The organism is Flavobacterium beibuense F44-8, from assembly GCF_000769915.1.
Classification (GTDB): domain Bacteria; phylum Bacteroidota; class Bacteroidia; order Flavobacteriales; family Flavobacteriaceae; genus Flavobacterium; species Flavobacterium beibuense.
On the sequence record NZ_JRLV01000015.1, the window covers coordinates 86,424 to 110,890 of the forward strand.

Annotated in this window: 22 protein-coding genes; 16 read left to right on the forward strand and 6 right to left on the reverse strand. The window is 38.8% G+C overall.

Annotation, left to right across the window (positions count from 1 at the left end; translation table 11 throughout):
* Positions 1–190: 190 nt before the first annotated feature.
* On the forward strand, positions 191–1,468 hold the full coding sequence (locus Q763_RS12515) for a Glu/Leu/Phe/Val family dehydrogenase (protein WP_035134794.1): 1,278 nt from the start codon (positions 191–193) through the stop codon (positions 1,466–1,468).
* 405 nt (positions 1,469–1,873) lie between these two features.
* Positions 1,874–2,488, forward strand: coding sequence for a hypothetical protein (locus Q763_RS12520; protein ID WP_035134796.1), 615 nt, complete (start codon positions 1,874–1,876; stop codon positions 2,486–2,488).
* Between the two features lie 131 nt (positions 2,489–2,619).
* On the opposite strand, the gene Q763_RS12525 is transcribed toward Q763_RS12520, so the two are convergent.
* Both Q763_RS12525 and arsC read right to left on the reverse strand, forming a co-directional pair.
* Positions 2,620–5,112: an outer membrane beta-barrel family protein gene (locus Q763_RS12525; RefSeq protein WP_035134798.1), complete on the reverse strand. Its 2,493-nt coding sequence runs from the start codon at positions 5,110–5,112 to the stop codon at positions 2,620–2,622.
* An 86-nt stretch (positions 5,113–5,198) separates the two neighbouring features.
* Entirely contained in the window at positions 5,199–5,540 is a 342-nt protein-coding gene (gene arsC, locus Q763_RS12530; RefSeq protein ID WP_035134800.1) for an arsenate reductase (glutaredoxin), read from the reverse strand.
* Positions 5,541–5,626: 86 nt separating this feature from the next.
* On the opposite strand from arsC, the gene Q763_RS12535 reads away from it, so the two are divergent.
* The 4 genes from Q763_RS12535 to Q763_RS12550 all read left to right on the forward strand — a co-directional run bounded on the left by Q763_RS12535 (position 5,627) and on the right by Q763_RS12550 (position 8,843).
* On the forward strand, positions 5,627–6,562 hold the full coding sequence (locus Q763_RS12535) for a CPBP family intramembrane glutamic endopeptidase (protein WP_035134802.1): 936 nt from the start codon (positions 5,627–5,629) through the stop codon (positions 6,560–6,562).
* Positions 6,563–6,579: 17 nt separating this feature from the next.
* Positions 6,580–7,626 carry an AMP-binding protein gene (locus Q763_RS12540; protein ID WP_035134805.1) on the forward strand — a complete coding sequence of 349 codons (1,047 nt, stop codon included), beginning with the start codon at positions 6,580–6,582 and terminating at the stop codon, positions 7,624–7,626.
* Positions 7,627–7,779: 153 nt separating this feature from the next.
* Positions 7,780–8,211 carry a hypothetical protein gene (locus Q763_RS12545; protein ID WP_035134807.1) on the forward strand — a complete coding sequence of 144 codons (432 nt, stop codon included), beginning with the start codon at positions 7,780–7,782 and terminating at the stop codon, positions 8,209–8,211.
* 29 nt (positions 8,212–8,240) lie between these two features.
* The gene (locus Q763_RS12550; RefSeq protein ID WP_035134809.1) at positions 8,241–8,843 is read left to right on the forward strand and encodes a hypothetical protein; all 603 of its coding nucleotides are present in this window, start codon (positions 8,241–8,243) and stop codon (positions 8,841–8,843) included.
* 79 nt (positions 8,844–8,922) lie between these two features.
* Here Q763_RS12550 and Q763_RS12555 read toward each other — a convergent pair whose 3' ends face one another.
* From Q763_RS12555 to Q763_RS12565, 3 genes are all read right to left on the reverse strand, one after another.
* The gene (locus Q763_RS12555; RefSeq protein WP_035134919.1) at positions 8,923–9,516 is read right to left on the reverse strand and encodes a DUF4291 domain-containing protein; all 594 of its coding nucleotides are present in this window, start codon (positions 9,514–9,516) and stop codon (positions 8,923–8,925) included.
* 93 nt (positions 9,517–9,609) lie between these two features.
* Entirely contained in the window at positions 9,610–10,671 is a 1,062-nt protein-coding gene (locus Q763_RS12560) for an inorganic phosphate transporter (RefSeq protein ID WP_052123433.1), read from the reverse strand.
* A gap of 34 nt (positions 10,672–10,705) precedes the next feature.
* Positions 10,706–11,350 (reverse strand): DUF47 domain-containing protein, encoded by a 645-nt coding sequence (locus Q763_RS12565; protein WP_035134813.1) that lies wholly within the window; start codon positions 11,348–11,350, stop codon positions 10,706–10,708.
* Between the two features lie 292 nt (positions 11,351–11,642).
* Between Q763_RS12565 and Q763_RS12570 the strand changes: the two genes are divergently transcribed.
* A complete protein-coding gene (locus Q763_RS12570) occupies positions 11,643–12,764 on the forward strand; it encodes a hypothetical protein (protein WP_035134816.1) in 1,122 nt (373 codons plus the stop codon).
* Between the two features lie 60 nt (positions 12,765–12,824).
* Here the strand turns inward: Q763_RS12570 and cls are convergent, their stop codons facing one another.
* Entirely contained in the window at positions 12,825–14,297 is a 1,473-nt protein-coding gene (cls, locus tag Q763_RS12575) for a cardiolipin synthase (protein WP_035134818.1), read from the reverse strand.
* A 200-nt stretch (positions 14,298–14,497) separates the two neighbouring features.
* Here cls and Q763_RS12580 point away from each other — a divergent pair, with 200 nt between their 5' ends.
* The 9 genes from Q763_RS12580 to adhP all read left to right on the forward strand — a co-directional run bounded on the left by Q763_RS12580 (position 14,498) and on the right by adhP (position 24,387).
* Positions 14,498–16,126, forward strand: a complete 1,629-nt coding sequence (locus Q763_RS12580; RefSeq protein ID WP_035134823.1) for an acyl-CoA carboxylase subunit beta — start codon at positions 14,498–14,500, stop codon at positions 16,124–16,126.
* Between the two features lie 34 nt (positions 16,127–16,160).
* Complete coding sequence (locus tag Q763_RS12585) at positions 16,161–17,066, forward strand: alpha/beta hydrolase (RefSeq protein WP_035134825.1); 906 nt, start codon at positions 16,161–16,163, stop codon at positions 17,064–17,066.
* A 99-nt stretch (positions 17,067–17,165) separates the two neighbouring features.
* Positions 17,166–17,816 carry a class I SAM-dependent methyltransferase gene (locus Q763_RS12590; protein ID WP_035134827.1) on the forward strand — a complete coding sequence of 217 codons (651 nt, stop codon included), beginning with the start codon at positions 17,166–17,168 and terminating at the stop codon, positions 17,814–17,816.
* Positions 17,817–17,897: 81 nt separating this feature from the next.
* Positions 17,898–18,392, forward strand: a complete 495-nt coding sequence (locus Q763_RS12595; RefSeq protein ID WP_035134830.1) for a hypothetical protein — start codon at positions 17,898–17,900, stop codon at positions 18,390–18,392.
* A 68-nt stretch (positions 18,393–18,460) separates the two neighbouring features.
* Positions 18,461–20,080 carry a M1 family metallopeptidase gene (locus Q763_RS12600; protein ID WP_035134832.1) on the forward strand — a complete coding sequence of 540 codons (1,620 nt, stop codon included), beginning with the start codon at positions 18,461–18,463 and terminating at the stop codon, positions 20,078–20,080.
* A 41-nt stretch (positions 20,081–20,121) separates the two neighbouring features.
* Positions 20,122–20,658 carry a hypothetical protein gene (locus Q763_RS12605; protein WP_035134833.1) on the forward strand — a complete coding sequence of 179 codons (537 nt, stop codon included), beginning with the start codon at positions 20,122–20,124 and terminating at the stop codon, positions 20,656–20,658.
* A 14-nt stretch (positions 20,659–20,672) separates the two neighbouring features.
* Entirely contained in the window at positions 20,673–21,590 is a 918-nt protein-coding gene (locus Q763_RS12610; RefSeq protein ID WP_052123434.1) for a phospholipase A, read from the forward strand.
* A gap of 166 nt (positions 21,591–21,756) precedes the next feature.
* Complete coding sequence (locus Q763_RS12615; protein ID WP_198133471.1) at positions 21,757–23,262, forward strand: aldehyde dehydrogenase family protein; 1,506 nt, start codon at positions 21,757–21,759, stop codon at positions 23,260–23,262.
* A 90-nt stretch (positions 23,263–23,352) separates the two neighbouring features.
* The gene (adhP, locus tag Q763_RS12620) at positions 23,353–24,387 is read left to right on the forward strand and encodes an alcohol dehydrogenase AdhP (protein ID WP_035134837.1); all 1,035 of its coding nucleotides are present in this window, start codon (positions 23,353–23,355) and stop codon (positions 24,385–24,387) included.
* Positions 24,388–24,467 lie beyond the last annotated feature (80 nt).

Below are 24,467 nucleotides of genomic sequence, written 5' to 3' on the forward strand. Positions count from 1 at the left end.
TTGGTACATTTTGTGATATGTATATTTTTAATACTTAAAAATACGTTCAAATTACAGCAATGATAATTTTAGGTTTTATTTTTTGTAAAATTATTAATCAAAACGTTTTGCATATTGGTAATTCCCATATATTTGTACGTCTTTTTAAGACAATTTTGTTATAGAGAACACACGTTGTAAAAAATTTGTTATGGCAACAACTCAAAAGCCCCGTCGCGTGGGCATGTACGAAAACGTAAAGAATCAGTTTGAAAAAGCTGCAGCCGTTATGGGACTGGATGAAAGCGTAAGAAAAATCCTTTCCATTACAAATAACGAAATCGTAGTTCACTTTCCTGTAAAGATGGACAACGGTCAAGTAGAAGTTTTTACCGGTTATAGGGTACAACACAATAATGCCTTAGGTCCTTATAAAGGAGGTTTAAGATATCACCCAACGGTAGATATTGATGCCGCAAGGGCTCTTGCTACATGGATGACATGGAAAACATCGCTTGCCGGACTTCCTTACGGAGGTGGTAAAGGTGGTATCCAGCTGGATCCTAAAAAATACTCTCAGGGTGAGCTTGAAAGGATTACAAGACGTTTCACCTATGCACTGGGTGACAATATTGGTCCTGAGCACGATATTCCTGCTCCCGATGTAAATACCAACGCACAAATGATGGCTTGGATTGCAGATACTTATATGTCTACAAAATCACCAAGCGAGCGTTCTAAAAACCAACACGTGGTTACAGGTAAGCCTGTAGGATCGGGTGGTCTTGAAGGTCGTGACCGTGCTACCGGTTTTGGTGTGGTTGTTACACTGGAGTCGTGGGCTAAGCTTAACGGTACTTCACTTGAAGGTAAAAAATATATTGTACAGGGATTTGGTAACGTAGGTTACTGGGCTGCACACTTTATGCACAAAAACGGTGCAATACTTATAGGTGTACAGGATGCTACAGGTACTATTTACAACCCTGAAGGTATTGACCCTGAAGCTTTATTAAGATACCAAAGCGATAATGCTACCATTACAGGTTATAAAGGTACACAGGATTATCCTTCTGAAGATTTCTTCGGGATTGACTGTGACGTAATTATTCCTGCTGCTTTAGGTAACCAGATTACCGAAGATAACGCTAACACCGTGAAAGCTAAAGTGGTTGCAGAAGGTGCTAACGGACCTATTGATACCGAAGGTGAAGCTATTTTACTTGCTAACGGTGTACAAATGATTCCGGATATCCTTTGTAACTCAGGTGGGGTTATTGGTAGTTACTTTGAGTGGCTGCAAAACCGTAACGGTGAGATATGGACAATGGATGATGTTATTGTGAAACTGAGAAAGAAACTTGAAGATGCTTTTAATAAAGTAATCAACACTTCTGTTCAGTATCAAACAGACTGGAGAACTGCCGCTTACATACAGGCACTAACCAGAATTGAAATGGCTTATAAACAAAGAGGAATTTTCCCTTAAGATTATAACTAAACTAAAACTCACTAAAAGCAGCCTTAGGGCTGCTTTTTTTATTGGGTTAAGAGTTTAGATTGCCGCGTCGTTACCTACTCGCAATGACAGGAATGTCTGTCATCCTGACGAAGGAAGGAATCTGTTTTTCCATTTCGACCGAAACGAAGTGTAGTGGAGAAATCTCTTTTACATTTTGAATGGAGATGTCTCCTGTTGTCGACATGACAGGAATGTTTGTCATTGCGAGGCATGAAGTAATCTATTGTTTACTATATTCTTTTGTCTTGACACAAAAGAACCAAAAAGTCAAGGCTGTGACTCCTTGAGCTGAAAATTTTAATATTATTATGTCCAAAATTGGAAGCGTTTTTTTATTTATATTTAGTGATAGTTAACACTTAATAGTTGTATATGAATAATGAAGAAATGATTTTTATAGCTGTACCTAAAGATTATCCTGAAGACTTATATGGTTTTATGGAAAGAGATTTAAATAGTTTAAACTTTAAGGTAAAAACCATTTATACTAATAATGGTGTTATGGCAGGTATTGAATGGGCTTTACCTACAGTGGTTACAGCTTATTTACTTAAACCTTTTTTTGAGACAATATTAAAAGAAGCTGCTAAAGATTTATATAGTGCAGTAAAATTGAAGTTGAAAGATTTTATATCTAAAAATAGAGCACGTAAATATAAATATGTCACAGCTACTGCTTCTGTTGAAAAGTTGTCAGGAAATTATAATCAATCGATAACAGTTTCACTAGAAGCTTTTTTGCATCCCAAAGTTAAGGTTAAAGTTTTATTTGATGAGTCAGTTTCTGATGATGATATGGATGCTATGCTTGAAGGAATGTTTGAAGTGTTAAAATATATTTATTCTGAATGCCAAAAAAATATACCTGAAGAAGTTTCAGAAACTGATGATGATAAACTAGATTTATTTCTGTTAGCGAATTTAGATTCTCAAACTTGGGAAATACTTACACAGAAACAAATGGTAGAAAGGTACAAGCAAAAGTAAATATAATTCTTAGTATAATTTAGAAATGCTTTTATCATTCTATAATGTCAAAACTCATTATTTATAATAAACAAAAAGGGCAGCTTTATAAAAGCTGCCCTTTTTTTAGGAGTATCTGTAAAAATTAATAATTAACCTCCCATATTAAAATCGTCGTCACCGCCCTGTCCCTGTCTTTCTTGTTTCATTCGTTGCTGATTGTTCATATTGAAACGGTAAGTGAACGAAAGGGTAACCTGTCTTTCTCTCCACTGCCATTCACTATATGATGAAACCGTAGGTAGGTTGGTATAATTTTTTCTTTTTCGGGTATTAAAGATGTCGCTTACGTTAAGTGTTAACGTAGCTTTTTCTTTAAGAATGTCTTTGCTTAATGCAGTATTAAAGTGCATTATACCCAGGCTGCGTCCCTGTGCGGTGTTTTGAGGAGCATTATATGTTCCGTTAATTTGCCAGTCCATTTTCCATGGCAGGTTCATTTTACTGCTTACTCTGGTAAACCAAGTGTATGCAGTATTGTCAAAGTTTTGGAAATCGGTAACTTCTTCACCGTTTCCGTTAGTGTATGTCCAGGTGTAATCGCCATCGGTTTCAACCCTAAAGAAGTTAAAGTTACCATTAAGTTTCCACCATCTGAAAGGATTGTAGTTTAAGGTAAACTCAAAACCAAAACGGTACTCTTTAGCTAAGTTAATAGGAGTAGAGTAGGTAACCGGAGTTTGTCCCGGTAGGGCATCTTCGGTTCTTCTAACAAACTGAAAAGAATCTTCGGTAATATTTAAATAAGCCGAAGTGCTTAGTGTAAGGTCTCTCCATTTTTTTAGATAGCCTACATCAAACGAGTTGGTTTTAGACGGGTCAAGGTCTGGGTTACCCTGAAATACATTAATGTTACTTTGCAGGCTCGAGAACGGATTAATGAAAAAGCCTCTAGGCCTGTTTATCCTACGGCTGTAACTAATACTTGCACTGCTTCCTTCAGAAAATTCGTAAGTAAGGAAAGCACTCGGGAAAAAGTTATTGTAACGTTTGTTGTTATATTCATCTCTGTTTATAAGGTTTACATCGATATTAGAATCTTCCCAGCGAAGCCCTAAAAGGTAAGAGAATTTAGAACCAAATTTAGAACCATACTGAGCGTACAGGGCATTTACATACTCATTGTACTCAAGCATACTGGAAAAGTTTCCGTTTTGTTGCCATTCGTTGTTCTCGTCAAGTATCTGTGCTTTAGCATCGGTGTCTTTTTGAGTAAAACTACCACGGTAACCTGCTTCAAACCTGTTGTTTTCGCCAAAAGGTAAAACGTAATCTGCCTGAATAAGCGTACGTTTTTCCTCTTCATAATTAAGTGTTCTTTCGATAGAACTGTCATCAGGATTTGTGCTTCCTAAAATCATGTCCCTGATTTGCGAATTCTCATCGTCGGTACTTCTTGAAATATTGGCATCAACTTTAAGTTCGTGTCCGTCTCCGTCAAATTTTTTAAGGAAGCTGGTAGTATAATTAAAGTTTCTGTCTTCTTCGTCTTCCGAGTTAAAACGGTAACGGGTGTTGTTAAACGAACCGTCTGCATTATAGTTGTAGTAATATGTATCGGTAGGGTTGTCACCATTGCTGTTTCTGGCAGAAACCGAGTTGGTCCAGCTAAAAGTACTGTCAATATACCACTCAAAACCAAGAGTAGCGTTATATCCTTTACGTTTTCTTTTGTTTTCCCTACGCTCGTTTATAAAGCTAGTAGTGTTTCCGTTCTCATCAAAGTATTCTGAGTCGGTCATGCTGTTACCCGGGCTGTTTCTGTAATTGTAACCAAGGTTAGAGAAAACGTTGAATTTTTCTCCTCTGTAGTTTAGGTTAGCCATAATACCGTGATTATCGGGCGTACCTGTGTTTGCGGTAACCGAACCGTTAAAGCCCTGAGCTTTTCCTTTTCTAAGGATAATGTTGATAATACCCCCACCACCTTCGGCATCATAACGTGCAGACGGGTTGGTAATAACCTCAATTTTATCTACCGAGTCGGCAGGAAGTACTCTAAGTACATCTGCAAGGTTAGAGCCATACAGGTTAGACGGTTTACCATCTATCATAATAGTAACACTTTCGTTACCTCTAAGGCTTACATTACCTTCTACATCAACGGTAACCGATGGTACATTGTCAAGTACGTCGCTAATGGTTCCTCCTTTAACGATCATGTCCTGACCTACGTTGTATACTTTCTTGTCAAGTTTAATGTCTACGGTAGAACGTTCTGCACGAATTTCCACTTCCTGCAAAAGGGTGGCATCGGGAGCCATAACCGTAGTACCTAAATTAGTATCGGCATTAACCTGTCTGTTGCTTACAACTACAGACTTGAACGATATAAAATCGTATTTAATATTGTATGTACCCGGAGCTATATTAATGCTGTATTCACCGTTCATATCGGTCATTGCACCGTTTACGGTTGTGTTGTCGAGTTTTTGTATTGTTACTGTTGCAAATTCAAGGGGTTGTTTCGTTTCCTGGTCAATAAGTTTACCGCTAATGGTAACATTACCCGGATTTCCTTGTGCTATTGCTCCTATTGATGTAAAAAGTAAGAGTAATAAGAATACGGATTGTATTTTTTTCATGAATGGTTCTGGTTTTTTTATTGGGGGTTTGACTACAAAAAGCAGCCCAAGTTTAATGAACACCCCATAAAAAAATGTTAAATTTTTTAAAGGATTTCTTTTATTTTTTCGGCCGGACGGGCAACAACAGCTTTGTCTCCATTTACCACTATAGGGCGTTCTATAAGGTTAGGGTGTTGTAGCATGGCTTCAATAACTTCACTGTCAGAAAGTTCCTTTCCTTTATAGTCAGAAATCCATATTTTTTCTTTCGTTCTAACCAGTTCAATAGGGGCTATTCCAAGCTTTTTTATAATAGTTGTAAGCTCATTTTTGGTTAAAGGCTCATTTAGGTATTTTACGGTTGTAAATGGTTTCTCTTCCAGTTCTAAAAACTGTAATCCCTCGCGGGACTTGCTGCAACGCGGGTTATGGTATATAGTAATCATGATAATTTTTTTGCAAAGAACGGCATTATAATTTTAAAATTAAATTAACTTAGGGCAAACTAAATTTTAAACTTTCAATTTTACACATGTTTATTAAACAGGCATTTAAACCCGAGAATAAGTATTGGAAATATCTGGTAGGGTCGGTTATTGTATTTTTAGCTTCTGTAATAGGACAAATACCTTTAATGATTGCGGTTTTTGCAAAGTCGGTTAAAGAAGGGGAGAGCATGCCCGTAGATCAGTCTGAATTGCTTCGTTATCTGGATCTTAACCTCACTTTATTACTTATACTGCTTTCGTTTACTTTTGCTTTTATAGCTTTTTACTTTGTGGTAAAAAACTTTCATGGTCAAAAGTTTAGAACGGTAATAACTGCCAGACCCCGTGTTGACTGGAAACGTATATTTTTCGCTTTCTTTTTATGGGGAACTTTTTTAACGGTTACTACTGCTTATGAGTATTACTCTAAACCTGATACTTTTGAAGTACAGTTTAATTTATCAAAGTTTGCCATACTGTTTATAATTGCTATTGTTTTTATACCTATACAAACCACTCTTGAAGAACTTATTTTCAGAGGATATTTAATGCAGGGGTTTGGCAGGCTTGGACTAACCAAATGGTTTCCGCTTGTAATGACATCTGTAATATTTGGGGTTATGCACCTTTCTAACCCTGAGGTGGGTAAAATGGGGATGGTTATAATGGTATACTATATAGGTACCGGATTGTTTTTAGGTGTAATTACCCTTATGGACGAAGGTACCGAGCTGGCACTGGGATTCCATGCAGCCAACAACCTTATTACGGCATTGCTTGTAACTTCTGAATGGAGTGCTTTTCAAACACATTCGGTTTTAAAAAGTCTTTCAGAGCCTGAAGTAGGATATACGGTTCTGCTTCCGGTAGTTGTAATTTTTCCGATTCTTTTGTTTATCTTTAGTATGAAATATAAATGGCGCAACTGGAAAGAGAAACTTACCGGTAAGGTTGTGCTGCCAACCCACGAAATTTACTAACAAAACACTAACCCCACATGAGTAATCCAGATTATCACTTTGTGCACAACAGCTTTAAGCTGAATGGATTTCATCTTAATGAAGATGACCTGTGCCGTACGGCTTACATTTACATTAAAGAAGGAGAACCGCATGAAAAAGCGGTAGGTGAATTTTTACTGGACTGGTTTGATCATCGCGATTTTATAGAGATGCAAACATCCGGAACTACAGGAGCACCTAAAATGATTAGGGTAGATAAACAGGCTATGGTGAATTCGGCACTCGCAACGGGCAGCTTTTTTGAGCTGGATGAAGGCATAAAAGTACTTCACTGCCTGCCTACACAATTTGTGGCAGGTAAAATGATGCTGGTGCGTGCCTTTATACTGGGTTGGGATATGGATATGATTGCCCCTGTGGCAAATCCGTTAGAGCGACTGGATACGGTTTATAATTTTAGTGCTATGGTACCACTACAGGCACAAAACAGCCTTATGAAGCTTAAAAAAGTGAAAAAGCTTATACTGGGTGGAGCAAAGGTGAGCCAGGCGCTTACAAAGCAACTAAAAGGGCTTCCTACCAAAATTTATGAAACTTATGGTATGACCGAAACCATTACCCACATTGCGGCTAAGCCGGTAGGAGATGAGGCGTTCACGGTACTGCCTAATGTTAATATAAGTCAGGATGAACGCAAATGCCTGGTAATTGATCCTTATGTAATTTGCGACGAACCTGTAGTTACTAACGATGTGGTTGAGATTGTAAACGACAAGCAGTTTATATGGCTGGGCCGATATGATAATGTAATTAACAGCGGTGGTGTAAAACTGTTCCCGGAGCAGATTGAAGAAAAACTTTCTGAATATATAGGACGACGCTACTTTGTACAAGGCAGTCAGGATGATACACTGGGTGAAAAACTGATACTTGTTGTAGAGGGTGAACCTTTTGATTTGCCAACCGACGCGTTTAAGCATCTTGGTAAATTTGAAAAACCAAAAGAGGTGGTATTTGTACCTCAGTTTATTGAAACCGTTAGCGGTAAAGTAATAAGGGATAAAACGCTGGAAAGCGCTTAATAAAATATATTTTGATATAACTGTCTCAAATGTCATTTTGAGTGCAACTGAGTGGTGCCAATAAATCTCTTGCCAGAATTTTAAAGGTTCTCCACTTTGCAAAGTGACACTATATTTGAGACAGTTTTTTTTGTAATCTATAATAACTTACACATGAAACGGGTTAAAAAATCAGGTAGGTATTTAATTATAGTACTATCAGTGATGGTATTGAATAGCTGTGTTGATGTACATGATACTTTTAAAAGTAAAATGCTGGTTTCGGGTAAGGGCGAAAAAATTTATATCAATACTTTAAACTGGGGAGTGACAGATGATTATCAATACACCGTTATTACTAAAAACAGTACTTTACTCAAAGATAGAAAAGACACCATAAGCGGAATAAAAGGGCTGGATCCTTTTGTATATAAATTTAGTGGTGATTCGCTTACTATTTTCTTTCAAAAAGGAAACAGAGTAGATGTGAAAGAAGAGTTTAAAACGATACAGTTCAATTATATTCCTCTTGATAATAAAGACTATATAAAATTATTGAGTGATACAAGAGTTAATAAAAACGGATGTCACTTAGTTTCAGATTAACGGTTAATGAACTTTAATGCTGCTAAACCATGAAAAATTACCTGCTTTTTATTGTTCTTTTATTGAGTGTAAAAATGTATTCTCAGCAAAAGGGAGATTCCATACAGGTTAAAGGAATAATGGCTGTAGAAGTATGCAGGCAAAATGAGTTTAACCCATGCTTTAATTTTTCTCCCACAGACAAAACTAAAAATCCAATGCTCTATAAAATAGGTGAAGACGGTAATCCCGACTTTACTGTTGCTTATGCTATTCCTTTTCCGACTTCAGATATATTGGAATTTGACAATGCAGATAAGCTATATGATGCTGTTTTTGACCAGCATCCAATAACTGATTCTCTTGATGTTTGTCTTTCTAAGAAGCAGGTTAAACGCATTAGGCGTTTTTTAAAAAAGGAAGTAAATAATGTAGAAAAAAACTATAGAAAAGACAAAAGGGGAACTGTAAAATATACTTTTGACGGTTGTATTACCTACTATTTATATCAAGTAGATTTACTATGTGTTTATCATGGTATCCTTCCTGTAAACAGGGTTAACGAAGATGGTGAAAAACTTGTTTTTGAAGAAGACACAAAAGTATATTACATAAAAAAAGTAAATGCTATAACGCCTGTAAATAGTGATTAGTTTATCTTTTATCATATTTGTTAAGACTCTATCTATCTCTAATACTATCATGTTTTCTTTATTTAAATAGTTTTTTATATCATATCAACGCAGCAATAGGTTCGCCAATTGCAGTAGGGACAGTATAAATCTCCTCTACAGGTAATAGGGCTTTGGCTTCCTCAATTTTACCTTCGGTTATAAGCAGATGAATTTTTTTACAGTCATCGGTAATATCTTCAATTTCTGTAATCCATTCGTTTACATATTTGCCTACAGCTTCGCCCGATAGTCCTATTTGTATGGAACGGTAGGGAAGGGCTTCCAGAAATATATTTTTCTCAGGGTCCCATTGTATCCTTACAGGACTTTGCTGTAGTGTTGTTTTCCAACTTTCACGGTCCTGGTGGATATTACTGTTAAAATGAGAAAGACAGGCGTTGCTTAAAGCCCATTCAAACCCCTCACGCTTAATTTTTATTTTAAGGATATGTTCCTGTCCTTCCTTTTGTGCCCAGCCCGAACGGTACATCATCCAAAGGTAGGAAGGTTTAATCCACGTCATTCGCTCCATTTTAAAGGGAGGTACAAAGGTTTGGTTTTCTACAGCGCCTTTTGCTATAGCACTGTTATAGGCCTGATATACGGTTATGGTAGTATCGTCATACTGAGCCCTGATTTGATTGTTTGTCATAATTTGTAAAGTGTGTAATTAAAATAAAAGTAAACAAAAAAGCATATACCTAAAAGATATATGCTTTTTTGATAATTGTTTGCTGTATCTCTTTTAGATAAAAATTTTAATAAAGTAGTAAACCAATGCGGCAATTACTGCCGATACCGGTATGGTTAATATCCATGCCCAAAGCAGACTTATTGTAACACCCCAGCGTACTGCCGATACCCTTTTTGTAACACCAACACCAATAATAGAACCGGTAATGGTATGGGTTGTAGATACAGGGATACCAAAATGCTCTGTGGTATACAGGGTAATAGCACCTGCCGTTTCGGCAACAACACCTTCAAATGAGTTTACTTTGGTGATTTTAGATCCCATAGTCTTAACGATTTTCCAACCGCCACTCATGGTACCTAAACCTATCATAACGAAACTCGCAAGCGGCACCCAGCTCCAGTGATCTACAAAGTAGGCAAATTTATTATCTGCTGTTAGGTAAGCAGGATCGGGGTCGATATTAAGGTGGTAGTATATTACTGCCGCCCCTATAATACCCATAACTTTTTGAGCATCGTTTGCACCGTGACCTAAACTGAATAATGCCGAGGATACTAACTGTAACCTTCTAAACCATTTATCGGCTCTGGACGGGTTTACCTTACGACAGATGTTGAGCACGAGTATTGCCAGAAAATAAGCGACCACCATACCAATAAACGGAGCCATGAATATGAAAAGTACAATAGGAAGTACTTTAGCATAGTTAACTACCGTGTTCAGGTCGGCTCCCGGTATTGTAAAGGCATGTGCCAGTGCAGCTCCCATAAAGCCCCCTATAAGGGTATGTGATGACGACGAAGGTATGCCCAGTTTCCAGGTAAGCAGGTTCCATGTAATGGCTGCTATAAGCCCGGCAAGGATAACCTCAAGCGTAATAAAGTCTTCACTAACGGTTTTGGCTATGGTATTACCAATTTTAAACTCACCAATCCAGTACTTGGATATAAAGTAAGCCATAAAGTTAAAGAATGCAGCCCATAATACAGCCTGAAAGGGTGTAAGTACTTTTGTGGCGACTATGGTCGCAATGGAGTTAGCCGCATCGTGAAATCCGTTTATATAGTCGAATATTAATGCTAAAACTATGATTATAATGAGTAAAACCATGATGAATCAGTTTCTTGGGGTTTTGGTTTGTTTTTTACGAATGTTTTACAGCAATAGACTCTAAAACGTTTGCTACCCCTTTGCATTTATCTGATGCTGTTTCCAGTGCCGATAGTACCTCTTTGTACTTAATCACATTAATAGCATCGGTTTCGTTTTCAAAAATATCGGCTACAGCCTTATCAAAAACGCTGTCTGATTTGTTTTCCAGTTTTGCAATTTTTTTGCAGGCATCTGTAATACCTTTAAGGTTTTTCATGTCTTTCAGGTCGGCAACGGCCCCCTGTATAAGTATACAGGCTTCAAGGTTAATTTCCGTCATCTTTCTAATCGACTTGGTAATTTTCTCTACCTGGTACAGTCTCATTCTGCTGGCAGCACCATAGGTATAGTCGGCCACATCGTCAATAGCTGTAATTAGCGAGTAGATATCTTCCCTGTCAAAAGGTGTGATAAAATTTCGGCTAAGTTCAAGGTTTGTTTTGTGGGCAATGCCTTCAATAATGCCTTCTAACTCTTCTACTTTGGTAAAGTACTCATCTCTTTTGCCTTTAGGAGCGTTAACCGCTTCATGTAGTGTTTCGGCAAGTATTACAAGGTTTTGCGTTGCCTGCTCAAATAGCGGGAAAAATTTCTTATCCTTCGGGACAAGAAACTGGAAGATACTGTTTATTGACATGAATAACATTTTGCCGCAAATGTACTCAACCAATGTTAAGAAATCGTTAAGTTACAGTGAACCGAGTGTTATTAAAACAAAGTGTTTTGCAGGTGTTAATTTTACATTATTTTAAAAATCAGGAAAATAATTTTTTGGACGCTGCAAATAAACTACTGAAAATGAATTAAAAAATAGTTATCTTCAAAATTAATTTTTAATTATCGATTAATTAACAATAACTTAAAATTAGACCTTATAACTAACTTTATTAACTGGTTACTTTTGCAACGATTTTTAAACTACCCTACACATGAAAATGAAATACAAGAAAAAGTCGATACCTCCTTTAAGTTTAATTGAGAAGTTTTCGAATGAAAAGATATTCCTGGTAATTATATCAACTATCTTCATTTTCAGTGCACTTTTTTACAATCAGCCGCAGGTGGCAATGTGGATAGGTTTCCTTACAGCAGCCTATGCAACGGTTTCTAACGACAGTATACAGTCGCTTGGTACCTTTATTGAAAGTAACAAACACCGCAAATGGTATACACTTTGGCTGTATATTGGTATTATATTCTTAGTTACCATTTCTATAAGCTGGTTTACCCTAAACGGAGATGTTACTTACGGTAGGCTTATTAATGCCGAAGAGGTAAGTAAGTATCCGCACCCTGAGAACTTCTCGTTCTTTATGCTTATGGCGCCGCTTGTACTGCTTATCCTTACAAGGTTAAGAATGCCGGTTTCTACCACATTCCTTATGCTGAGTGTTTTTAGTTCGAGTTCAAGTGGTATTACCTCTATGATTACCAAGAGTTTATCAGGTTACGTTATTGCTTTTGTATTCTCGGTACTTATATGGTTTTTTGGTTATAACTATATCCGCAGGAAGTTTAAAGGGCGTAAAGTTCACCCATCGTGGATGGTAGCTCAATGGATTGTGAGTGGTATATTATGGTCGGTTTGGGTAATGCAGGATGGAGCAAACGTTGCAGTATTCTTACCAAGAAGACTTGATGGTTTTCAGTTTGTAATATTCGGACTTGTAATTTTCCTTGGTCTTGGTGTGTTATTCTACCTTCGTGGTGACAGGATTCAGAAAGTAGTTAGTGAAAAATCACGCGTTTCAGATGTTAGGGCAGCTACGTTAATCGATTTCTCTTATGCACTTATACTTATTTACAAACTGTTTATCAGTACCGTACCAATGAGTACAACTTGGGTTTTCCTTGGTTTAATAGGTGGTCGCGAAATTGCTATTAACCTTGCCCGTTTGAAAAAAGGTAAAAAACATAAAAACAAAGCACTTAAGATGATTGCTAAAGATTTCTCTTTTGCTTTTATCGGTCTTATAATATCTGTTGCTCTTGCAGCAACGGTAAACCCGGCTATTAAAAATGATGTATTAAGCTTTTTGGGCTTAAATTAAATATTGTTTTAGTTTATTAGTTAAGCTAAAAAGGGGATGTTTTTAAAAAGCATCCCCTTTTTACATAAAGGGCGATATGAGCCTTACAAGGCGTTCGGTCACTTTTATTGATTTAGAGCGTTTAAACCACTCCTGTGGCTGTATTTCGGCAGCATTCTGGCAGTCTTCATCAAAGTGAGTGGCAAGTTGTTGTGCTATAGTTTCGTCATAAATAACAGTGGCAACCTCAAAGTTCAGGTCAAAGCTGCGCAGGTCTAAATTGGCCGTTCCTACAGATGCCAGCGTCCTGTCTACCACAAAAGTCTTACTGTGTATAAATCCTTTTTCATATAAAAATATGCGCACGCCAGCCCTTAACAGGTTTTCAAAATAAGCACGACAGGCAAGGTTCACTATCTTGGAGTCCGATTCCTTAGGGACAAGCAGTTTTACCTCTATACCACTAAGCGCGGCAATGATAAGAGTTTCCTGCAGGGCTTCATCAGGGATGTAGTAAGGGGTAGTTAGCAGTATTTCCTGTTTGGCAAGGCTTATGGCTTTGATTACGGTATAGAGTATATTGGGTAGGTCAGAATCGGGGCCGCTGGAAACCACCTGTATATTAGCGGTAGCCTTTTCGTTAAACGGGTACAGGGGGAAGTATGTACTGTCTATCCCTAAAGATTCCCCACTGCTAAAGTTCCAGTCGCTAAGAAATACACGTTGCAGCGAATAAGTTGCCGGACCGTCTATCCTGATGTGGGTATCCCTCCAATACACTTTGTTTTTTTCTGAATTGATATACCTGTCGGATACATTAATACCGCCTATAAACGACGTCTTGCCGTCTATAATTACTATTTTACGGTGGTTGCGGTAGTTTATACGATTAGCCACCGGCATAAGCCTGATTTTATAAAAAGGGAAAGCGGCTATATTTTTTTTGCGCAGTTCTTTCACTATGGTTTTACGGATGCTTCTGCTCCCGAAATCGTCATACATAAACCGTACTTCAACTCCTTGCCTGGCTTTCTCTATTAGTACTTCTTTAATGGTATTGCCTATGGCATCATCTTCATAAATATAAAATTCGATATGGATATGGCTTTGAGCTTCTTTAAGAGCCTGTATAAGTTCGGGGAATAGTGCCTCTCCGTTTTTAAGCAGGGTGACTTTGTTATTTGGAACCAAAGGATTTCGTCCTGTTTTTTCATTAAACAGAAGTTGGTATAAATCCTTATTCTGAATTATAGCCGGGTTGTGTGAAGCATATACGTTACGGTCGGTTTCAGTAATTTTTTCCCTAAAGCGCTGGGCGAGTTTTTCGTCTACCGTCAGTTTTTTGGAATATATTTTACGCTTGCGGTAATTTATCCCAAACGAGAAATAAAATGCTATGCCTACAACAGGCACAAATACAGCAAACAGTACATAGGCGAGGGCTTTGCTTACGGCGCGGGTATCATAAATAATGCGTATGCATACGCCAATTACAATAAGTACATAAATAATCTCAATGAGTAAGATCCATTTTGTATCTATTTGTGCTAACATGCAGTGGTGGTTTTGTAACACACAATTTACTAAATTTATGGTTAGGTTTTAAACCGAACGGAAAGTGCGGTTTAAGCAGGTTTAATTTTTAACATTTAATGAATATTAATCATTTAGGCTGTTTTACTGAAAATTTCAAACGATTTCGTATTTTAGCACCACGAAAATTACAACTATCACAAAAAAAAGATATAATTCCCATGGATATTAACTTCAATAAGAATGAAGATCATAACAAGCTGCTTCTTTCTGAGCTAAAACGCAAACTGGCAAAAGTAAAGCTTGGAGGTGGTGAAAAAAGAATAGCAAAACTACATAACGAGGGTAAAATGACAGCGCGTGAGCGTATAGATTACCTGTTAGATAAAGATAGCGAGAGTATCGAAATAGCTGCTTTTGCAGGCGAGGGGATGTATGAGGAACACGGCGGATGCCCATCGGGTGGTGTTGTGGTAAAAATAGGTTATGTTAGTGGTAAGCAATGTATAGTTGTGGCTAACGATGCTACCGTAAAGGCAGGGGCATGGTTCCCAATTACCGGAAAGAAAAACCTACGTGCGCAGGAAATTGCCATAGAGAACAAACTGCCTATTATTTACCTTGTGGACAGCGCAGGGGTATACCTGCCAATGCAGGATGAGATTTTCCCTGATAAAGAACACTTTGGGCGTATTTTCCGTAACAACGCTGTTATGAGTAGTATGGGTATTACCCAAATCGCTGCCGTAATGGGAAGTTGTGTTGCGGGTGGTGCTTACCTGCCTATTATGAGCGATGAAGCACTTATAGTAGACAAAACAGGAAGTATTTTCCTTGCGGGTAGCTATCTTGTAAAAGCGGCTATTGGCGAAAATATCGATAACGAAACCCTGGGTGGTGCCACTACGCACTGTGAAATATCGGGGGTTACGGATTATAAAGCCAAAGACGATAAGGATGCCCTTAATAAGATAAGGAATATTGTAGACAAGATAGGCGACTTTGAGAAGGCAGGATACAGCCGTACGGCTCCGCAAAAGCCGGCACTTGACCCTAATGAGATTTACGGTATACTGCCTAAGCAGCGTTCTGAGCAGTATGATATGATGGAGATTATTAAAAGGCTTGTTGATAATAGCGAGTTTGAAGAATATAAAGCCGGATACGGACAAACAATTATTACAGGTTATGCCCGCATTGACGGATGGGCTGTAGGTATTGTGGCAAACCAGCGTAAGGTGGTAAAATCCAAAAAAGGCGAAATGCAGTTTGGCGGTGTGATTTATTCTGACAGTGCCGATAAGGCTACACGCTTTATAGCCAACTGTAACCAAAAGAAAATTCCGCTTGTGTTCCTGCAGGATGTAACCGGGTTTATGGTAGGTTCAAAAAGCGAACATGGTGGTATTATTAAAGATGGTGCTAAAATGGTAAATGCCGTGAGTAACTCGGTAGTGCCTAAGTTTACCGTAGTAGTGGGTAACTCGTATGGTGCGGGTAACTATGCTATGTGTGGTAAGGCATATGACCCAAGGCTTATATTTGCTTGGCCAAGTGCCGAACTTGCCGTGATGGGTGGTACACAGGCTGCTAAGGTATTACTGCAGATAGAGGCTTCGTCATTAAAGGCAAGAGGAGAAGAAATTACTCCGGAGAAAGAAGAAGAACTTTTCAATAAAATAAAGGCAAGGTATGATGCACAGGTGTCACCATACTATGCCGCTTCAAGAATATGGACCGACGGAATTATCGATCCGCTTGATACCCGTAAATGGATTTCTATAGGGATAGAGGCTGCAAACCATGCCCCAATAGAAAAACCGTTTAACCTTGGCGTAATACAGGTATAATTTTTACTTTTACGTTCCAACATAAACAATGAGTATGAAAAGAGCTTTTTTTGCGGCATTGCTTTGCTTTGCTGTTTTTGTACCTGCTGCGCAGGCGCAAATTGTACAGACTATTGATCATTTCCCTTCGCAATATGTAGATGCCCGCAGGGTAGATATTTTGTTGCCAAAAGAATATGAGGCAGATAAAAACCAGCGTTTCCCGGTGCTTTATATGCAGGACGGGCAAAACGTACTGAGTGACGAAACGGCTATGGATTATACTTCATGGAATGCAGGGAATACAGCAATGGACTTAGCTGCACAAAAAGAAATTAAGCCTGTTATAATTGTTGCAATATGGAACACATCTGACAGATATTTGGAGTATTTCCCTGAAAAAGCATCAGAATATCTTACGGATGATGAAGTAAAGGAAATGATGGAAATTGCTAAAACACGAGGCTCTTCTAAAGGGGTATTTATGGGTAACGACTACCTTAAATTCCTTGTAGGCGAACTAAAAGTATATGTAGATAAAACGTACAGAACTTTAACCGATGCTCAAAACACGGCCATTTGCGGTAGCTCTATGGGTGGGTTAATTTCTATGTATGCTGCTTTTGAGTACCCTGAGGTATTTGGCAGTGCGGCATGCCTTTCTACACACTGGCCTGTTTTGTTTGATGAGAACAACACAAATCCGTCTGAAGCGATTAGGAAATACATGGAGTTGCACATGCCTCCGTCAAAAAATCACCGTTTTTATTTTGATCACGGTACAGGTGGACTTGATGCTATGTACGGGCCACACCAAGAGCAGGTAGACCAACTGATGCTTAGGTCAGGCTACCTTAAAGGCGCTAATTATGCAACAAGAGTGTTTGAAGGTGCAGAACACAATGAGAAGTCATGGAGACAACGATTTGACGAGGTACTTTTATTCTTGTATGGAAAATAAGATATTGTAAATAATTAACAATTGTTGAACCGACTGCTTTTGCAGTCGGTTTTTTATTAGTATATTTAGCATAATTGCTAATTAAAGAACTTCCCACACATGAAACTTACAGATGCCGAACTACAGGAGCTGGCACGCCAACTAAGCCGTCCCGAAGGTGATACCGGGTTAAAGGTGGCCGAGATGATGAACTTTACTAACAGTAATCTCATTATTAAAACCATAAACAGTTTGTCGCTTGATGAAAACGATAGCGTGTTGGAAATTGGCCCCGGTAACGGTGCCCATGTAGGTGATGTTCTTTTAAATGAAAGCATGCGGTATACGGGTGCCGAAATATCGGGCACTATGATAGAGCAGGCGCAAAAGCTAAATAAAGGTTACAGTAATGCTTCTTTTGTGCTTACTAACGGAAACTCCCTTCCGTTTCAGGATAATCAGTTCAATAAGGCATTTACAGTAAACACAATTTACTTTTGGCAAAACCCACAGGAGTATGCTAACGAGATTGCACGCGTTATGCAGCCCGGAGGTGTTTTATCAATAGGCTTAATTCCCCAAAGCACCATGATAAAAATTCCGTTTGCTAAGTATGGCTTTACCATGTATACGGCAGAGCATACATCAGAATTATTAGATAAGGCCGGTTTTGTTATCCGGAATGTATATGAAGATACAGAGCAGGTACTAAGTAACAGCGGTGAGAATATAGAGCGTGAAATTACCATTGTTACCGGGGTTTTGAAATAAAGTGAATTTTTTTCACTTTTTTGAAAACCAGGCGTATTTATCTTTCGTATATACTTCACAACAAACTAAACCTTATCAGCCATGAAAAAGCTAACTATTGATGTAGCTTGTGATGACGAGCTGCGAAATGTTGTATTTGTAGAGAAGATAACCAACTATCTCGAATACTTTTTCACTTCAGAACTTTTAGCGCGCAAGGGCATAGCTGTGAACGCCAAATACAAAACAGTTGTGCAGGTTAGTATTAATCTAATTGAAAGCGGGCTATATATTAATTCACTTCCTCCGTTTATTTGTCAAACCGATAATGCAAAGGTATATCCTGTGCTTATCTCAATGGGCGAGAGTATTAAAAATGCAGGCGATTTGCATATACAGCTTTCGTTTGTGTTATATGATGCCATAAAAGCCTTTTTATTGGACAATTACAAAAAGGTAAATAAAAAAGAACTGGAGGATCTCAGGCTAAAAATAGATATAGATTACCTTAACAAGGTAGGCTGTGCTGTTACTGCAGATAGTAATGTTCCTGTACCGGTTATTCATCCTGAGGTACTGCCTCAAAGTATGGTTTAAGCCACTTACTATTTTTTTATTGGTAACAAATTCTTACATTTCATGACTAATAGTGTAAACTGTTTATCATGAAAAACACCTTATTGCTTATCGCCTCATTATTTGCCTTTGCTTTTGCAAGTGCTCAGGAATTTTCCAGAAGGGACAGCCTGCATGGCGGACTGCGCCCTGAAAGGACAAGTTTTGACGTACTTCGCTATGATCTAAACATTACGGTAAACCCTGATAAAAGATTTATAAACGGTTATAATGACATTACTTTTAAAGTGGTAAGCAATACCCAAAAAATTCAGCTGGATCTTTTTGAGAATATGAAGATTGAAAGTATAATGCTTAAAAACAAAAAGCTGGAATATACCCGTGATAACGATGCTGTTTTTATAGTGTTCCCTAATGAGCTTAAAGCAGGGAGTGAGCATACGCTAAGGTTTAACTATTCGGGGAAGCCTAAAGTGGCACGCAATGCTCCGTGGGACGGAGGTTTTGTTTTTACCGAAGACGGTAATGGTAAGCCTTGGATAGGTGTGGCAGTACAGGGAACAGGTGCGAGCCTTTGGTATCCTGTAAAAGACCACCAAAGCGATGAGCCCGATAACGGAGCCTCTATAAAAGTGGCTGTTCCAAACGGACTTATGAATGTTTCTAACGGGCGTTTTAAAGGCAGTGAAGATCTTAAAAACGGTTATACCCGATGGGACTGGGAGGTTATAAATCCAATTAACAACTATGATATTACTGTAAACATTGCCGACTATGTACATATACATGACAACTACAAAGGACTTGACCTTGATTACTACGTGTTAGGTTACAATAAGGAAAAAGCCGAAGAACAGTTTAAGCAGGTAAAACCCATGATGGAATGTTTTCAAACCAGGTTTGGCGAATATCCGTTTAAGGAAGACGGTTATAAACTGGTAGAAACTCCTTATCTGGGTATGGAACACCAAAGCGCCGTTGCTTATGGTAACAACTATAAAATGGGGTATAGGGGAGGTGACCTGTCGTACACTGGTGTAGGGCTAACGTTTGATTATATAATTATACACGAAACGGGACACGAATGGTTTGGTAACAGTATAACCTCTAAGGATATTGCCGATATGTGGATTCATGAGAGTTTTACAACGTATAGCGAAACCGTATATTTGGAATGTATGTTGGGCTATGATAAGGCTATGCAGTATGTATACGGTCAGCGCATGGGAGTACGCAACGATAAGCCTGTTGTAGGGATATTTGGTGTGAACAATGAAGGATCGGGCGATATGTATTACAAAGGAGCACTAATGCTCAATACTATAAGGCATATTGTAAACAATGATGACAAATGGTGGGCGATGTTGCTTAAATATGCCGAAACCTATAAAAAACAGGTGATAGAAGGGCAGGATGTTATCAACTTTTTCAGTAAGGAAAGCGGTATGAATCTGGAGCCTGTATTTAACCAATACCTACGATACAGAAGTATTCCTAAACTGGAGTTAAAGCTGAAAGACCATCAGTTACAATACCGCTGGGAAACCGACGAGGAAAACTTTGCTATGCCGGTAGATATTGATATTTATGGTAAAAACATACGACTTAACGGAACCAATAATTGGCAAACCTTAACTGTTGAAGCCGATAAGATTAAGGATATTCAGCCAAAAACAAAGGAGTTTTACATTAAGGTAGATAAGATGTAAAATCATTATATTTACTATGTAAACAAAATCAGTTATTTAAAATGAAGAAAACCTTACTTCTTTATTTCCTCTTTTTTAGTTTAAACCTGTTGGTTGCTTATATATTATTTTCCTTTTTGGGCTATTTTACCATTATGCAAACCCAATTGGACGATAATTTAAAAATGAACCTTGTGCTTGTTTCTCTTCCGTTAGTAGTTACATTAATCTCTTATTTTATTGTTAGGTTTTTAGGTAATGGTAATCATTTGGTAAATCTGCCTTATTACCTTTTTTTCTGGGGGATGGTATTGTATTATTTTTTAGTCAACACCACTTTGTATCCGGATATGATTTTGAACGGGCTTTACAGAGCATTTTTATTTTCGTTAGTATTTTATGCCATTGCCGGAAGTATCGTTTACATTAAACAAAAAGGATGGCTAAAGCAGGATGTAATCACTACATTCTTGATAATTGCTTTTGTTTTATTAGTAAATACTCAATTTAATACTGCTTATTATAAAGTAGCTTTACTGGTTTCTTTACTATGGTTTAACAGTATGAAGTTTTATATTCAAAAACGTTATATTTGTTAGGAAACACGTGTATTATGCCACAAATACCTAACGCCTTACAACGTTATTTTACTTTTACCCTAATGCTGTTTTGTTGGTGTGCCTCGGCACAAACCAATTCGCTTTTCAACAGGCAAAGGCTAAACAGCCTTGCACAACGTTGGGAGCTTGATTCGTTATCACAACCTGCCACATTTGTGGTTACTCCTTATAAACCTGTTTATATACTGCCTTTACGTTGGTCGAGTTCGCCAAACGGACAGCCCCGTAGTGGCAACAGTAATCCGGATTATACCGTAACCGATAACCTGAACCTTAATAACCTAGAGGCCAAGTTCCAGATAAGCTTTAAGGTAAAGGTAGCACAGGGACTTTTTTGGGGTAATGGCGACCTGTGGGGAGCCTATTCACAAAAAGCCCACTGGCAGGTATATAATGCCTCACTGTCGCGACCTTTTAGGGAAATCAACTACGAGCCCGAAGCCATTTTGAATTTTACTACACATTACAGCCTGTTTGGTTTTAAAGGGCGAATGGCGGGGATAAGCGTTAACCATCAGTCAAACGGAAGGTCGTACCCTTTATCCCGAAGTTGGAACCGGATAATAGCCCATGCCGCTTTTGAAAAGGACGACTGGCAGGTTTTTGTAAGGGCGTGGTACCGTATTCCCGATGATATAGACGATAACCCTAATATTTCCCGTTATGTAGGTCATGGCGATGCCACAGTAACTTATGCTACCGATAAGGACATTTTTTCGGCTACGATAGCACCTAATTTCAGTTTTAATAAAAACATGAAAGGCAGTATTGAGCTTAACTGGGCGCGAAGTATAAAAGGTAATTTAAAGTTCCACGCACAGTTTTTTCATGGTTATGGCGAAACGCTTATTGATTATAACCAGCTGCAAACCATTGTTGGGGTTGGAATATCATTAGTGGAATGGATGTAATTATACACTCTTTATTTTTTACACTTTAATTTTATCATTAATTCAAAAAAATAATAGTAAAACAATCAAAGTGGCAAAATTGTGCTATTATTTGAAAAGATTGTGCTATCCTAAAACGTTATAGTAATCTACTTTTGGTAATATAACCTTTAATATTACTATAAGTATGAGTTCAATAGTTTCAAGACCGCAGTTTAAAGAAAAGTACGATAACTTTATTGGCGGCAAATTTGTACCACCTGTTAAAGGCGAGTATTTTGATAACATTTCCCCTATAGACGGAAAACCTTTTGCAAAAGCAGCCCGCTCTACTAAAGAAGATATAGACCTTGCTCTTGATGCTGCCCATGAGGCATTTAAAACATGGGGTAAGGCCTCTCCGGCATACCGTAGCAGTGTACTTAATAAAATTGCCGATGTTATGGAAGCCAATCTGGAATACCTGGCAACGGTAGAAACCATAGATAACGGTAAGGCAATACGAGAAACCCTTGCTGCCGACTTACCCCTTTGTATAGATCACTTTAGGTACTTCGCCTCGGTTATAAGAGGAGAGGAAGGTACAATATCAGAACACGACGAAAACACGGTTAGCATCGTTTTGCATGAGCCTATAGGTGTTGTAGGACAAATTATCCCGTGGAACTTCCCGCTGCTTATGGCTACCTGGAAAATTGCCCCCGCTATTGCCGCAGGTAACTGTACAGTGGTTAAGGCTGCCGAGCAGACTCCGGTTTCCATTATTGTATTAATGGAGCTTATTAAAGATGTGGTGCCGCCGGGGGTAATAAACATTGTAAACGGTTTTGGTGTTGAGGCTGGTAAACCACTGGCAACCTCACCAAGAATAAGTAAAGTATCGTTTACGGGAGAAACAACTACCGGTAGGCTTATCATGCAATATGCTGCCGAAAATATTATCCCTTCTACTATGGAGCTGGGAGGGAAGTCGCCTAATATTTTCTTCAAATCGGTTGGTGATGCCGATGATGAGTTTTTTGACAAGGCGGTAGAAGGAGCTGTAATGTTTGCCCTTAATCAGGGTGAAATTTGTACATGTCCCTCACGTATGCTGGTACACGAAGATATTTACGATAAGTTTATAGAAAGAGTAATAACACGTACAGAGGCCATTAAAATTGGGCATCCGCTGGATAAAACCGTGGCAATGGGAGCACAGGCTTCAAACGACCAGTATGAAAAAATCAAATCATACCTTAAAATTGGTAAGGACGAAGGTGCACAGGTGCTAACAGGCGGTGAGGTAAACCAACTGGATGGCGAACTGGGCACGGGCTACTACATTCAGCCAACCATCTTTAAAGGAAATAACAAAATGAGGATTTTCCAGGAAGAGATATTTGGCCCTGTGGTATGTGTAACTACCTTTAAAACTACCGAGGAGGCTATTGAGATTGCTAACGATACCCTTTACGGACTTGGCGCAGGTGTATGGACACGCGATGCACATGAGTTGTATCAGGTTCCTAGAGCGATAGAGGCAGGTAGGGTTTGGGTTAACAATTACCATGCATACCCTGCACATGCTCCGTTTGGCGGATATAAAAAATCGGGCTTTGGCCGCGAAAACCATAAAATGATGCTTGAGCATTACAGGCAAACTAAAAACATGCTGATTTCTTATGACAAAAAGAAATTAGGATTTTTCTGATTTTAGAGTTTGGATTAAAAGGCAGGCCGTACCACAGTCTGTCTTTTTTTTATAATATGATATTGATACAACCAACCAAAAATAATTACTATGTTACCAAAAACCATGAAAGCTGCAGTGGTGCGCGAGTTTGGAAAGCCATTGCAAATTGAAGAAGTAGAAGTAAAACGCCCGGGGCGCAATCAGGTATTGGTTAAGGTTATTGCCAGTGGCGTTTGCCATACCGACCTGCATGCTGTAGATGGCGACTGGCCCGTAAAGCCTAAAATGCCGCTTATACCGGGTCACGAGGGTGTGGGGTATGTAGTAGCTGTAGGGCCCGATGTTCATAATGTAAAGGAAGGAGATGCCGTAGGAGTGCCGTGGCTGTATAGTGCCTGTGGCGGATGTGAACACTGCATTACCGGATGGGAAACCCTGTGCGAGAGTCAGCAAAACGGAGGATATAGTGTAGATGGCGGTTTTGCCGAATATGTTATTGCCGATGCACGTTATGTGGGGCACCTTGGGAATAATCCTAACTTTTTAGAAATGGCTCCCATACTTTGTGCCGGAGTTACCGTATATAAAGGCTTAAAGGAAACTGATACAAAACCGGGTGAGTGGGTTGCCATATCGGGTATTGGCGGACTGGGGCATGTAGCTGTACAGTATGCCAAAGCAATGGGACTGCATGTAGCAGCCATTGATGTAGCCGACGATAAACTGGCACTGGCAAAACGACTGGGTGCCGACTTAGTTGTAAATGCCAAAGAACAGGACCCTGGGACTTTCCTGAAAAAGGAAACCGGAGGTATGCACGGTGCACTGGTTACGGCAGTTTCGCCCATAGCCTTTAAACAGGGACTGGAAACCCTTAGGCGTAAAGGTACGCTTGCCCTTAACGGACTGCCACCGGGAAGTTTTGACCTGCCTATTTTTGATACTGTGCTTAACAGGATTACCGTGAGGGGATCTATCGTTGGGACACGTAAAGATTTGCAGGAAGCCATACAGTTTGCACAGGAAGGAAAGGTTAAGGCTAATGTGACTGCTGCAAAACTGGAGGATATTAATGATGTTTTTGACAAAATGAAAAAAGGTGAAATTGAAGGGCGTATGGTGCTTCAGGTAGCCGAAGGATAATATATTATGGGTTATTCCGGAAGTTTTGTTTTCCATTACGAGTGTAAAGCAATGAAATAGAGAAATCTCATAATCGCTTA